Origin of the sequence: Pirellulimonas nuda, assembly GCF_007750855.1 — a bacterium.
Taxonomy (GTDB): Bacteria; Planctomycetota; Planctomycetia; order Pirellulales; family Lacipirellulaceae; genus Pirellulimonas; species Pirellulimonas nuda.
Genome location: NZ_CP036291.1, coordinates 675,883 through 688,941, shown reverse-complemented (window position 1 = coordinate 688,941; position 13,059 = coordinate 675,883). Strand labels below are relative to the sequence as shown.

Here is a 13,059-nt window from a genome sequence, read left to right as displayed (position 1 = left end):
GTTTGTCACGCACAGTTGCTCAACGGCTTTTCCATTTGGCGTTGGCCGATCGTTTTCAGGTTCCCGTTTTTGGGTCGTAACTCTGATGAACCTCACTCCTTTTCGCGTTGTGCTGGCCGCGGCGATGTGCTGCAGCAACCTGGCCGGTCCCCGTGCGCTCGCCCAGAGCGGCTGCGAGGCCTGCGGCGAGCCCTGCTGCCAACAGGCGTTCAAGACGGTCTGCCAGACCGTGTACGAAGAACGGCAGGTCACCTGCTACCGCCCCGTCACCGAGACGGTGATGGAGCAGCGTCAGGTGACGCGTCGGGTGCCGGTGTTTGAGACCGAGCAACGCGAACGCCGCTTCACCGTGATGCGCCCCGTGCAAGAAACCAGCATGCGTGAAGAACGCTACAGCGTGCAGCGGCCCGTGTACGAAACCGTGTACCGCGACGCCAGCTACAACCAGGTGCGCAACGTCACCGAGACGCAGGTCCGGCAAGAGCGCTTCGTCGTGCAACGCCCAGTCACCGAGACCAGCGAGCGTGTCGAGCAGTACGTGGTCCAGCGGCCCGTGACCGAGACGGTCATGCAGGCGCAGACCCGCACGGTGATGATGCCGGTCACGACCAACGTTACCCAAGTGGTCGATCAGGGCGGCTTCCAAGACGTGGTGTCGGTCACCCCCGGCCAGACCTCCGGCCCACGGCTCCGTTGGGTCGGCCCGCAGCAGACGGTCGACCCGACCACCGGCGTGGTGCAAACCATCCGGCCGGGGCTGTCGTGGGTGAACACCCAGACGCCGCCGCAGCAGGTGGTGCAGCGCGTCTACCGCCCCAATCTGGTGGCGGTGCAGGTGCCGGTGACGCAGATGTGCGCGCAGCAGGTTGTTGAGCAGGTGCCTGTGCAGGTCTGCAAGATGGTGTCCGAGGTGCAGTGCCGGAAGGTGCCGGTGCAGACCGTGCGGATGGTGTCCGAAGAGCGGGTCCGCGAGGTGCCGGTGCAGGTGTGCAAGCAGGTGGTGGAGCGGATCGAGCGTCAGGTGCCTGTGCAGGTTTGCAAGATGGTGACCGAGGAACGCGTCCGCCAGGTGCCCGTGGTGACCTGCAAGATGGTTGCCGAAGAACGCGTTGAGCCCTACACGGTGCGTACCTGCCGGTACGTGACCGAGACCCAGACGGTCGAGGTGCCGGTGCAGGTCTGCCGGCAAGAAGAGTTCGTCCGCACCTTCCGCGTCCCGCGGACGGTGGTGATGCGGGTCCCGGTGGAAGAAGGGTGCGCGAGCTGCGGAGCTTAGCGCGGCGGCGCGTGGCGGAGTAAATACCCCATCAAATCGCGGCGCCGGGGCGTAGCCCGGCGGCGATTGGGATCTGGGTATACTGTGACGATGTCACAGCCCCCCCGCAATCGCTTCCGCTTCGGTACGCGGCATCTCTTCTTGCTGACGCTGATCGTTGCGATCGCTTCGGCCGGGTACGGGGGCATGCGGCGCGGGGGCGCCGATCGCATGTACTTTGTGTTGTTCGCCGCGGGCGCCCCGTTGGTGGTGCTGGTGCTCGCGGGGCTGGTGCGCGAGGCCCGTCGGCTGTTCCGCCGCCGGCCTTCTGACGACGACCGGACTCCCTTCGACTAGGGCCCCCGGGCTGCTAGCACGCCGGCGGCATCCGCCATTGGTTGCGTGGGCCGGTCTCTGCTAGAACCCCGCTCCCACTTCTTGCCCCCCTAACACGCCGTGCGTTCTGGGATGAAGAACTACACCCGCGTCCTCCGCATCGCCCTCTCACACCGCTGGAACGTAGCGGCAGCGGTGCTCTGCTCCGTCGTGGTCGCCTTTTTCTGGGCGTTCAACCTGGCGGCGGTCTGGCCGGTGGTCGACGTGATCATGCAGAACCGCTCGCTGCACGAGTGGGTGCAGGAAGAAGCGACCCAGGCCGATACGTCGCTGGCCGCCGCGCGTGCGACCATCGAGAACGTGAACCAGCAGCTCGACGCCGCCCCGGAGGCCGAGCAGGCCGAGCTCCACCGCCGGTTGGCCATCGCCCAGCACGACGCGGCCACCTTCGCCCAGAAGGCGCAGCGCATCGCCTGGCTGCGTCCCTGGGTCGAGCGCTGGATGCCCAGCACGCCGTTCAAGACGCTGCTGCTGGTCTGCGGGCTCGTGATGGGCTGCACGCTGCTGAAGAACGCGCTGCGGATCGTTTCGCTGGTGCTGGTGGGCCGGTTGGGCGCCCAGGTGAGCCGCGAGCTGAGGGACAGGTTTTACGCGCACATGCTGCGCCTCGACATGGCGGAGTTCTCCGAGCGCGGCCGCGGCGACCTGATGAACCGCTGCACCAACGACCTCGGCGCCGTGGGCGGGGGGGTGCAGACGCTGTTCGGCCAGGCGGTGCTCGAGCCGCTGAAGATGATCACCTGCTTCTTCGCCGCGGCGATGATTAGCTGGCGGCTGCTGATCGTGGTGGCGATTATCGCCCCGATCGTGGCGATCACTATCCGCTGGCTCGCCAAGGCGATCAAACGCGCCAACCGCCGCGCGATGGAAGAGCTCTCGGGCATCTACGAGACGCTCTCGGAAACCCTCAGCGGCATGAAGCTGATCAAGGCCTTCACGATGGAGCCGATCGAACGCCGGCGGTTCGAGGCCTCCAGCCGGATGTTCTACCGCCGCAGCCTGAAGATCACGTTCTACAACTCGCTGGTGAGCCCGATCACAGAGAACCTGGGCGTGGCGATGGTGGTGATGGCCGCCCTGGCCGGCGGGTACCTGGTGCTCAACCAGGAGACGCACCTGCTGGGCCTGCGGATCAGCAACGAGCCGCTCACGCACGGCATGATGAGCGTCTTCTTCGCCATGCTGGTGGGGATGAGCGACCCGGCGCGTCGGCTCAGCAGCCTGCTGCAAGACATCCAACGCGCCAGCGCCTCGGCCGACCGCGTCTACGAGGTGCTGGACCGCGAGCCGACCATCGTCGACCCGAAGAACCCCGTGGCGCTCCCGCCGCTGCGTCGGGCGCTGGTGTTCAAGGACGTCAACTTCGCCTACCACGTCGACCACCCCGTGTTGATCGACGCCACGATCGAGGTGGCCGCCGGCGAGACGATCGCCATCGTCGGCCCCAACGGCTGCGGCAAGAGCACGCTGCTGAACCTGCTGCCCCGGTTCTTCGACGCGGACTCCGGCGCGATCACCATCGACGGCGTGAACGTGCGCGACGTGCGGCTAGAAGACCTCCGCAAGCGGATCGGTTTGGTGACGCAGGACGCCGTGCTGTTCAACGACACGGTGGCCTCGAACATCGCCTACGGCGCCGACCACCCCACGCCCGCCGAGATCGAGGCCGCGGCCCGCCAGGCGCACGCCCACACCTTTATCACCGAGAAGCTCTCGGACGGCTACGACACGATCGTCGGCAACGGCGGCTCACGCCTGTCCGGCGGGCAGCGTCAGCGCGTGGCGCTGGCGCGGGCCATCCTGCGCGACCCGGAGATCTTGATCCTGGACGAGGCGACCAGCCAGATCGACGTCGAGAGCGAGCACCTGATCCACCAGGTGCTGGAAGAGTTCACCCGCGGCCGCACCACGCTGCTCATCACCCACCGCCCCAGCACCCTGACGTTGGCCGACCGCGTGGTGGTGATGGACAAGGGCCGCGTGATCGACGTCGGCCGTCCGGAGGAGCTGCTGCCGCGTTGCGACCTGTTCCGCAGGTTGTGCCACGTAAACTACCGCGAGAGCGCGTAGGGGCGATTAGGGATTCGAAAGTCCGTCGAAGCCTAGGTCTTCGGGAGCGAGTGCGTCCTGGGCCAAGTGGAGTACGCGTAGGACGACGACCTCGTTCTCGGTCACGATGAACAAGACACGGTGCGTTGGCCTGCCTCGCACTCCGTAGTTCAGCTGACGTACCGGGACGGAACTGTACCGACTCTCTGGCGCCAGCGGCCTGGAGGTCGGACGCTGCCTCAGCGTCCGGACCCGCGTCTCAAGCCCGATTTGCCATCGCTGAGCCTGTCCCGCGTCTCGGTGCTCGGACCACCAAGTCACGATTTGACGGATGTCGTCCTTGGCCGGATCGGTAACACGCAGTTTAAAACTCACTTGTCTTCTTCCCAGCCAAACTCCTTTCGCAGTTCGGCTGAGAACTCGTCGAGGTCACTCACGCGGCCTTCGCGCCACGCAGCAATCCCCTCTTCGATCGCCGCCAGCTCGGTGTCCTGGCGGCGGAGCGCTTCGACCGCGGCGCGCACGAAATCTTCTTCGCTCTTGTACTGCCCCGCCGCGATGCGATCGGCGATTTCTTGGGCGAGGTCGTTGGGCACGGGCAGCGTCATCGTCAATGTCTCCTGGGCTAGACCGCTGCGTCGATTATAGCACACACGCGGCGCCGATCGACGCCGGTCGCTCAGTACGACGCGTCGTCAATCAAGATCCCCGGGTTGGGCGAGTCCGACCGGCGGTCGTTGGGGGTCATCAGCCCGCGGAAGACGTCGTAGTTGATGTCTTGTTTGAGGAAGACCACGCGTCCGCCGGCGAACGCCGCGTTCACGCCGCCCGGGTGGTTGCTGGAGGGTCTGGCCCAGGCGGAGCGCTGGTCCTCGAACCCGTTCCCACAATCGCTGGTGTAGCGTCGGACGCTGTAGTCGGCCGTGTCGCACGCGCAGTTGGTGGAGCACCCCGCCGACCGACCGTTGATGATGACGTACTCGCTCGGCTTGTTGTGCCAGAAGAAGACGGACGCCCACAGGTGGTCTTTGCCCCCCGAGACATAGTCGCCGTCGATGAACGTGTGGTCCGGCAGTGGCCAGTCTCGGTCGAACCCGCTCCACCCCACCTCGTCGAAGCGGGGCGCCTCGAGCGACTCAGAATAGGTCAGCGTGTACTCGCGGCCGTCTCGCCACATCCCTTCACGCATCTCGGCCAGGGGTCGGTAGGCGCGGTTTAGCGCCGGCCCGTTTGCGGCCTTCTCTGCGTTGGCGGGCCCCGCGCGCCCCGCGTTGGCGACGTACGAGTTGGCCGCGCCCGACCGCTGCTTGTAGCCGTCGCTGGGGCAGAGCATGACCGACAGGAACGGCTCGGGGGCGCCCCCCGCGGCGTAGACCTCGAACAGGTTTGCCTGCTCCAGGTCGTTCAGCAGCGACACCGGCCACGTGCTAAAGTGCTCTCCTTCCTGAGACGCCAGCCGGTTGTTGTCTAGTTTCTCGATCGACCCGGGCCAACGCTGGAATCTCCCTTCGAACTGGATCGCCGCCAGCGTCAACTGCCGCAGGTTGTTCAGGCATGCCGAACGCCGCCCCGACTCGCGCGCCATCGACACCGCCGGCAGCAGCAACGCCACCAGCGTGCCGATGATGGCGATCACCACCAGCAGCTCGACCAGCGTAAAACCCGTTTGCCTTCGTGTTGGGGCCGTCATATCGTGAACCTCTGGAGAAGGGTGTGCGGAGGCGCCGCCGCCGACGCCTTACCCCTTTTTCGCACCCCCGCCGCGGTTTATTGCCAACGCCAGATCCGCCGTTCCCGCAACCCCGTCGCGCAGCGACAAGCCCCGTTCGCCCAGGCGGACAAGCCCCCCGCATGAACCCCCTCCCGCTCCACACGCAGCACTCGCGGTCGTTCGAGACCAGCCGGTTTGTCTACCCGGTGCTCAGCCGGCGTAGCGGCGGGGTGTCGATCGGCGTCAACCTGAACCCCGACAAGGTCTGCAACTTCGACTGCGTCTACTGCCAGGTCGACCGCACCACGCGCAGCGAGACCCGGTTCGTGGAAACAGACGACCTGCTGGGTGAGCTGCGGTGGTCGCTGCGCCTGGCCGCGTCCGGCGAGTTGTTCGATCACCCGCGGTTCCGCGACGTCCCCCCCGCGTTGCGGCGGCTGAACGACATCGCCTTTAGCGGCGACGGCGAGCCGACCACGTACCGCAACTTCGATCAGTTGATGACCCTCGCCGCGGGGGTCAAGCGGGAGTTGGCGCTCGACGACGTCAAGATGGTGCTGATCACCAACGCCAGCATGTTCCACCGCCCCGTGGTGCAGCGCGGCCTCGAGGTGCTCGACCAGAACAACGGCGAGGTGTGGGCCAAGCTCGAGGCGGGCACCCCCGAGTACTTCAAGCAGATCGACCGCACCACGATCCCTTTCCAGCGGATCGTCGACAACATCACGGCCGCCGCGCAGACGCGGCCGCTGGTGATCCAGTCGCTCTTCATGCGCGTCGCGGGCGAGGCGCCCCCCGCGGCAGAGCTAGAGGCGTTCTGCGACCGGCTGAATGAGATCACCGCAGCCGGCGGCCGGCTGCGGCTGGTGCAGGTGTACACGGTCGCCCGCAAGCCGACCGAGTCGTACGTCGGCCCGCTGGAAGACGCCGAGGTCGACGCGATCGTGGGCCTCGTTCACGCCCGAACCGGTTTGACCGCCGAGCCTTACTACGGCGTAGGGACGTGGTGAGCCGGTCGTCAGCCCCCCGCGGAGCCGGGGGCCGACGCTGGGGCGTGCTAGCAGAAGAAAATCCTTCGCCAACTGCCGTAGGCAAACCGGCCGGGGCGGATTAGATTTCTGGTTGACCAAAAGTCGCGAGCCGCGGAAGGGACCTCCGCAACGCCGGCCGCCAGGGAGGTAGTTCCTGGGTCCGGGCGTCACGTGCTCGCCAGATGTTACACAGCGGAACGCCATCGCGGAGCGACGGCGTCTGCCGCCGGGTGGAGACTCCCGGCCGAACTCGAAACGGAGGTCCCCATGCTCGTTCTCTCGCGCGGCCCGCAAGACAAGGTGGTTTTCCCGAACCTCGGCATCTCGGTAGAGATCCTCCGCGTCAGCGGCAACAAGGTGCGGATCGGCGTCGACGCCCCGGACAACGTCCGAGTGCTCCGCCACGAGCTGGTCGACACGCTCGGCGCGCAGCTACAGGCCGAGGCCGCCAAGCAGGGCGCCGACGACCCCGCCGCGGCCAAACGCCGGCACGACCTCCGCAACCGGCTGAACACGGCCCACCTGGGGCTGAGCCTGGTGCAGAAGCAGCTCGAGGCGGGGCTGCAAGACGACGCCCTCGAGTCGCTCGCCCGCGCCATCACGCAGCTCGACCGGATCGACTCCGAGCAAGACCCCCCCGCCAAGCCCCCGGCCACGCCGCCGCGGCGCCGTGCGCTGCTGGTGGAGGACGACCAGAACGAGAGCGAGCTGCTGGCCGGCTACCTGCGGCTCAGCGGGTTCGAGGTCGACACCGCGGCCGACGGCCTGCAAGCGCTGGTGCAGCTCGCCCGACAGGACCGGCCCGACATGGTGCTGTTGGACATGAACATGCCGCGGATGAACGGCCGCAAGACCATCGACACCATCCGCGCCAACCCCGACTACCGAGGCGTGAAGGTGTTTGCCGTGACCGGAGAAGACCCCGGCTCCGGGGGGGTAGAGATCGGCCCGCGCGGCGTGGACCGCTGGTTCACCAAGCCCATCAAGCCGGGCGAACTGGTCCGTGAGATGAGCGGCGACCTCGAGCACGCCGGCCACTAGGGCCGCGACGGCTTGGGGCGGGGGGACGTATCAACGCGGCATCAGACTAGTTGGGGGGGCGGATGAGTCCTTGGGTGAAGGATGCGGTTTGTAGGTACGGGTTCGCGATCGCGAGCACTGTTGCGGTCACCTGGGTGCGGATTTTTCTATCGGTCTCGCTGGAAGACCGCGTCCCGTTTGCGCTCTACTACGTCTCCGTCCTGCTCACCGCTTGGGTCGGCGGATCGGGGCCGGCCGTGCTGGCGCTGGTGATGGGGATCTTCGCCACCGCGCTGTGGGTGATCCCGCCCGAGGGGAGCCTGCTGGGGGGCGACCCGGCCCACCTGGTGGCGCTGTTTGTGTACGGGCTGGTGGGCGTCGTCGCGATCGTGCTGTTCCGCCGCAACGACGAGGAGCACGCCCTCTCGCAGCAGCACGCGCGCAACTGCGACGCCATGTCGAAGCAGCTCAGCGACTCTGACCGCCGCAAGGACGAGTTCCTCGCCCTGCTGGCCCACGAGCTCCGCAACCCGCTGGCGACGCTCCGCACCGGCATCGAGTACATGGAGCGCCCCAACCTCGAATCGCACAAACGCCGCGAGGTGCGCCGCTCGATGCGCCGCCAGCTCGAACAGCTCGTGCTCATCGTCGAAGACCTGCTGGACGTCTCGCGCTACCTCCGCGGCGGCCTCACGCTCAAACGCGAGGTGATCGACCTGCGCGACGTGATCGACCGCGCCATCGAGATGGTCAGGCCGCAGATCGACAGCAACGAGCACGACCTGAAGTTCTCGCGGCCCGCGTTCCCCGCCGCGGTGAACGGCGACCCGCTGCGGCTGATCCAGGTGGTCACCAACCTGCTCTCCAACGCCGCCAAGTACACGCCGCGCCAGGGGCGGATCCGCATCTTCCTCGACTCCGAGCCGACCGAGATGGTGCTGCACGTCGTCGACAACGGCATCGGCGTCGCCCTCGAATCGCAGAACGCCATCTTCGAGCTGTTCACCCAGGCCAACGCCTCCAGCACGCGCGAGAGCCAGGGGCTGGGCATCGGCCTGGCGCTGGTGAAGCAACTGGTGGAGATGCACGGCGGGCAGGCGGCCGTGTCGAGCGAGGGCCCCGGACGCGGCAGCCGGTTCACGGTGCGCCTGCCCGCGGCAGACCCCGCCCTGATGACCGAGCCCACCCCGGAGCTCTCCGGCGTGTTCGCCGCACTGCCGTCTCCCCCGCCCACCGACCGCGGCCGGCCGACCCGCGTGCTGGTGGTAGACGACAACGTTGACGCGGCCCGCACGCTCGCCTCGTTGCTGAAGCTTGATGGCTACGCGGTACGCGCGGCCCACGACGGCTGCTCCGGCATCGAGCAGGCCTGCGCGTTCAAGCCCGACGTGATCCTGCTGGACATCGGCATGCCCGGCATGGACGGCTACGAGACCGCCCGCCGGATCCGCGCCCAGCGGATCGACCCCCGGCCGACCATCGTGGCGGTCACCGGGTGGGGGAGCGACCGCGACCGCGCCCAGTCGCAGGCCGCGGGGATCGACATCCACCTGGTCAAGCCGATCGACATGGCGGAGCTGAACCGCGCGATGGCCACGGTCGACCGCGGCGCGGCCGAGTGCGTGTGACCCTCCCCGCCGAAAGTCGATTTGTCTTCGGCAATCCAAACGGGTATGCTGCCGCGGCGCGAGTCCGCCCAGTTTCCAGGTCCCCAGCCCGGTTCTGGCAGCGACCCGCCTGCCCCTCTTGAACGACATCCAACAAAGAGAGTGCGTAGTGAATCACTTCTACCGTGCCGGTCGCGGAACGCTCCCCGGCGCTTTGCGTTCTCTGTCCGTTGGCCTAGCGTTCTGGCTCGCGCCGCTGTTCTGCGTGCCGCTTGAAGCCGCCAACTATGTCTTCGACATCCAGTACTTTGGCGACGACGTTTCTCTGGTCGCCCCGGGGAGCCAAGACCCGACGGGGGTGACGCTGTCGCCCGGCGACACGTTCCAGTGGACGATCGCCGCGCAGGACAACCACTACTGGCGCGTCGACGCCGCGGTCGATTTCTTTGCGCTGATGGCGTTCACGGTCGACCCGGACGGGCTGCGGACGGGCGACTTCTCGCTGGCGCTCCGCAACAACGGCGCGGACGTGCTGAACCTGATGCAATCCAACGAGCCGACCAGCGAGGTGCACATCGGCACCAACGGCGTGTTGCTGCCGTTGGGGTTGGAGTTCGACGAGATGTTCCTGGACTACCTGCTGGTCGATTCGGTGGAGCTCCTCGAGAACGCGGCCGACCCCGACAACCTGATGCAGGTCGACACCACCATCCAGGGGCTGCTGCCGGTGTTGGGCATGCCCGAGAACAACGAGTTCTCGCCCGGGGTGGTATACGTGCCCGAACCGGGCGCGCTGGCGCTCATTACGCTCGCCGCGCTGGCCTGCGTAGCGGGCCGGCGCCGGTAGGATGCGACCTGGCGCAGGCGCGCTGTTGGGCGGAGCAGACAAAAGCGGACGCTACACGCAGGCCGACCGCGGAAGGCGGCAGCAATAAAACGCGCCGCCTTGGCGAGGCCCCAGCGTACTACCGGCGCCTCACGGCGGCGGCGAGCGCGACCCCCCCGGCAAGCAGCAGCCACGAAGCGGGCTCGGGGACCGGCGCGCCGCCGATGGCGCCGTCAACGGCCGGGCCGGGGAAGTTGTCCTTCCAATAGTCGTAGTCGCTGGCCTGCACCGTGCCGCTGAGGTTGTTCGGGTCGGTGTTCTGCAGGTTGGTCAGACTCAGGCCCAGGTTGTCACGCCAGACGGTGTAGTCGGCGGCATCGACGAAGGAATCGCCGTTGTAGTCGCCGGGGGCGCCCACCGCGTTGGGATCGGAGCCCACTACGTACATGACGAACTTGCGTCGATTCGAGAATGTGTGGGAAGCAGCAGCTCGGTTCGCCGGCGACCGGTCGCGACGGGCTAAGGCGCCGGTTCGGCGTGGTCCGACAGGCGGAACCTTGGGCGGGCGTGGCCGTTGACGTACGCGGCGATGTCGGTTGCTTCTTGCTCGCTGAGGATGGGGTCGTCTAGCGGCATGGCCACCTTGAGGTACGACGCCAGCTTGGGCGCTTGGCTCATCCCGGCGCCGTCGTTGTACGACTGGTCGCCCCACAGCGGGGGAGAAACGTCGTCTCCCTCGCCCTGATCGCCGTGGCAGGAGACGCAGTGATCGGCGTACAGCGCAGCGCCCCGCTCCGCGTCGCCGCCTTCCACTTCGAGCGCCCGCATGGCCCGGGGGCCCAACGGGCGGTCGGCGTTCTGCTGGATAGGCTGCCCGGTAGAGAGCCACGTGATGTAGGCGGTGATGGCGGTCGCGACTTCGCCCCCGAGCGGGGGCCGGGCGCCGTTCTCGCTGCGGATAAAGCAGTTCTGCACGCGCTGCTCGAGCGTGATGACGCGCGCCTCCCGCGGCGACCAGGCCGGGTAGGCGGCCGCGACGCCTAGGAACGTGGCGGCCTCGGGGTGCGTGCCGTTGTCTAAGTGGCACGAAGTGCAGTTGAGTGCGTTGCCCACGAATGGCTTCGACAGCGGGTGGTCCTTGGTGTTCTCGACGATCGCCCGCCCCAGCGCGATCGCCTCACCCAGTTTGCCGGGCGGCAGCTCCGCCGGTGCGCCGGCGCCGGGGGCCTGGCCCCCCGCGCCGCCGACGCAAAGCAACGCCGCTACAATCGCCGCTGCCGTTCGGGCGCCGGGGCAAGGCATGGTTGGAATCCTCGATAGGCGCGTAAGGTCAGGTGGAGCACATCGTCCCCTTTTCGGCCTCCCATTCTAGGGGACCCAAGAGACGCCGGGAACCGAATTCGTTGACGCGTCGGCCCAGGTTGGCTAGCTTTGGCGCACCCCCAGAGAGGTTCTCGTCGCCCGTTTAGTACTACAGCGCTACGTTGATCTTGTTTGCGTTTGGGCGATCGGCCATGTTGTTGGTGTCGCAGGGGGGCGACCTGGCGCAGGGCCGCTAGCATGGACGCCGATGAGATCCGCCGTTTGAAGCCGGAATTGACGAGTTACTTGCACGAATTCGACGCCTGTTTCTCGCGTCGGGATACTCGTGCGCACTTGCCAACCTACGTCGAAGGCCAACTCTCCGAACTGCCCGCGAAGAGTTGCGAGCCGATGGCGCTGGCCGCCGGAGTGGCGCCGCGGACGCTGCAAGAGTTCCTGGCCCAGCACCGCTGGGACGAAGACGCCGTGCGCCGGCGACTCCAAGAGATCGTCCTCCGAGATCATGCGGGGCCGCACTCGATCGGCCTGATCGACGAAACGAGCGACGTCAAGAAGGGGGACAAGACGCCCGGCGTGCAGCGGCAGTACTGCGGCTGCGTCGGCAAGCAGGAGAACGGCATCGTCACGGTCCACTTGGGCTACGCGACCGGCGACTTCCACGCGCTGGTCGACGGCGAGCTGTTCTTGCCGGAGAGTTGGTCGGAGGACCGCCAGCGGTGTCGGGCCGCCGGCATTCCCGAGGACATGGTCTACCGCTCCAAGTGGAAGATCGCCCTGGAGCTTTGCGATCGGGCCGCGGCCCACGGCGTGATGTTCGACTGGCTGACGTTCGACGAAGGCTACGGCGGAAAGCCGCTGTTTTTGCAGGGCTTGGACGGTCGAAAGCAACGCTTCGTCGCCGAGGTCCCGACGACGTTCTCGTGTTGGACCGACCGGCCGCGCGTGACGGAGCGACCCTTTCGCCGCGGCGGTCGCGGCCGGCCCCGCAAGGTCCCGCGGTTGGTCGCCGCAGCGAGCGCCCCGCAGAGCGTGCAAGACCTCGCCGAGAACTGGCCCGAGCTGCGTGATCAAGCGTGGACCCGGTACTACGTGAAGGACGGCGAGAAGGGGCCGCTCGTGTGGGAGGCGAAGCACGCCCGCATCGTCATGAAGAACGACGACGGGTTGCCGGGGATCGAACTCCACCTGCTCGTCGCCCGCAACGCATTGAACCACGATGAGGTGAAGTATTTCATCAGCAACGCCCCGTCCGACACGACCATCGAGACGTTGTTGCTGGTTGCGTTCTCGCGGTGGCGCGTCGAACGGTGCTTCCGCGACCAGAAGCAGGAGATCGGACTCGATCAGTGGGAGGGCCGCTGTTACCTCGGTCTCAAACGCCATTTGATCCTGTCGTGCGTCAGCTACTTGTTCCTGGCCCGCTGTCGTGAACGGCTGCGGGGGAAAAAATCCGGAGGTCACGGTCTGCCAAGTCCACGCCGCCGTCGGCGCGCTGCTGCCGAGTTGGCAGCGTAACGGCCGGGCCTCGCCGACGCTCATCGAGCACACCGCCAACGTCATCCAGCACTGGCAACAACGCAACGCCGCCGCGCGGGCCTCCCACCGGAAGCGAACCCTGAAAAAACTGCGGAGAAACGGCATCATTCTCAAAGGCCTGATACGCTGCAGATGGACGTGACCTAGCGCTGTAGTGTTAGGACATCCGAACTTCATCAACCGCCCGAACACAGATAATCCAGACAACGCTTCTGATGCAATGATCGAGTCGTGAACATTGACTTCAAAAATACATCGATTACTCGAGAGCTGTCCGATCAAGCCGCGGTCGAGTACTATTTCCG

The 13,059-nt window shown here is 67.0% G+C and carries 13 protein-coding genes; 8 read left to right on the top strand and 5 right to left on the bottom strand.

The annotated features are described in order from the left end of the window. Positions 1-85: 85 nt before the first annotated feature. From Pla175_RS02840 to Pla175_RS02830, 3 genes are all read left to right on the top strand, one after another. Positions 86-1,276, top strand: a complete 1,191-nt coding sequence (locus Pla175_RS02840; RefSeq protein WP_145281144.1) for a hypothetical protein — start codon at positions 86-88, stop codon at positions 1,274-1,276. Positions 1,277-1,366: 90 nt separating this feature from the next. After that, the gene (locus tag Pla175_RS02835; RefSeq protein WP_145281142.1) at positions 1,367-1,612 is read left to right on the top strand and encodes a hypothetical protein; all 246 of its coding nucleotides are present in this window, start codon (positions 1,367-1,369) and stop codon (positions 1,610-1,612) included. A gap of 111 nt (positions 1,613-1,723) precedes the next feature. Beyond that, complete coding sequence (locus tag Pla175_RS02830) at positions 1,724-3,721, top strand: ABC transporter ATP-binding protein (RefSeq protein ID WP_145281140.1); 1,998 nt, start codon at positions 1,724-1,726, stop codon at positions 3,719-3,721. Positions 3,722-3,727: 6 nt separating this feature from the next. Here the strand turns inward: Pla175_RS02830 and Pla175_RS26970 are convergent, their stop codons facing one another. The 3 genes from Pla175_RS26970 to Pla175_RS02815 form a co-directional block, all read right to left on the bottom strand. Next, on the bottom strand, positions 3,728-4,075 hold the full coding sequence (locus Pla175_RS26970) for a type II toxin-antitoxin system RelE/ParE family toxin (RefSeq protein ID WP_197527228.1): 348 nt from the start codon (positions 4,073-4,075) through the stop codon (positions 3,728-3,730). Next, the gene (locus Pla175_RS02820) at positions 4,072-4,308 is read right to left on the bottom strand and encodes a ribbon-helix-helix domain-containing protein (RefSeq protein ID WP_145281138.1); all 237 of its coding nucleotides are present in this window, start codon (positions 4,306-4,308) and stop codon (positions 4,072-4,074) included. The genes Pla175_RS26970 and Pla175_RS02820 overlap by 4 nt, the downstream gene beginning before the upstream one ends. 71 nt (positions 4,309-4,379) lie before the next feature. Next, a complete protein-coding gene (locus tag Pla175_RS02815) occupies positions 4,380-5,390 on the bottom strand; it encodes a DUF1559 family PulG-like putative transporter (protein ID WP_145281136.1) in 1,011 nt (336 codons plus the stop codon). A gap of 161 nt (positions 5,391-5,551) precedes the next feature. On the opposite strand from Pla175_RS02815, the gene Pla175_RS02810 reads away from it, so the two are divergent. The 4 genes from Pla175_RS02810 to Pla175_RS02795 all read left to right on the top strand — a co-directional run bounded on the left by Pla175_RS02810 (position 5,552) and on the right by Pla175_RS02795 (position 9,916). Further along, a complete protein-coding gene (locus Pla175_RS02810) occupies positions 5,552-6,421 on the top strand; it encodes a radical SAM protein (RefSeq protein WP_145281134.1) in 870 nt (289 codons plus the stop codon). A gap of 288 nt (positions 6,422-6,709) precedes the next feature. Beyond that, complete coding sequence (locus Pla175_RS02805) at positions 6,710-7,483, top strand: response regulator (RefSeq protein ID WP_145281132.1); 774 nt, start codon at positions 6,710-6,712, stop codon at positions 7,481-7,483. Positions 7,484-7,545: 62 nt separating this feature from the next. Continuing rightward, a complete protein-coding gene (locus Pla175_RS02800) occupies positions 7,546-9,090 on the top strand; it encodes an ATP-binding response regulator (protein ID WP_145281130.1) in 1,545 nt (514 codons plus the stop codon). A gap of 148 nt (positions 9,091-9,238) precedes the next feature. Continuing rightward, positions 9,239-9,916, top strand: coding sequence for a PEP-CTERM sorting domain-containing protein (locus tag Pla175_RS02795; RefSeq protein WP_145281128.1), 678 nt, complete (start codon positions 9,239-9,241; stop codon positions 9,914-9,916). 118 nt (positions 9,917-10,034) lie between these two features. Here the strand turns inward: Pla175_RS02795 and Pla175_RS02790 are convergent, their stop codons facing one another. After that, a complete protein-coding gene (locus Pla175_RS02790) occupies positions 10,035-10,343 on the bottom strand; it encodes a PEP-CTERM sorting domain-containing protein (protein ID WP_145281125.1) in 309 nt (102 codons plus the stop codon). A 71-nt stretch (positions 10,344-10,414) separates the two neighbouring features. Further along, positions 10,415-11,197: a c-type cytochrome gene (locus tag Pla175_RS02785; RefSeq protein ID WP_145281123.1), complete on the bottom strand. Its 783-nt coding sequence runs from the start codon at positions 11,195-11,197 to the stop codon at positions 10,415-10,417. Positions 11,198-11,455: 258 nt separating this feature from the next. Here Pla175_RS02785 and Pla175_RS02780 point away from each other — a divergent pair, with 258 nt between their 5' ends. Further along, positions 11,456-12,733, top strand: coding sequence for an IS701 family transposase (locus Pla175_RS02780; RefSeq protein WP_315851498.1), 1,278 nt, complete (start codon positions 11,456-11,458; stop codon positions 12,731-12,733). Positions 12,734-13,059: the final 326 nt, after the last annotated feature.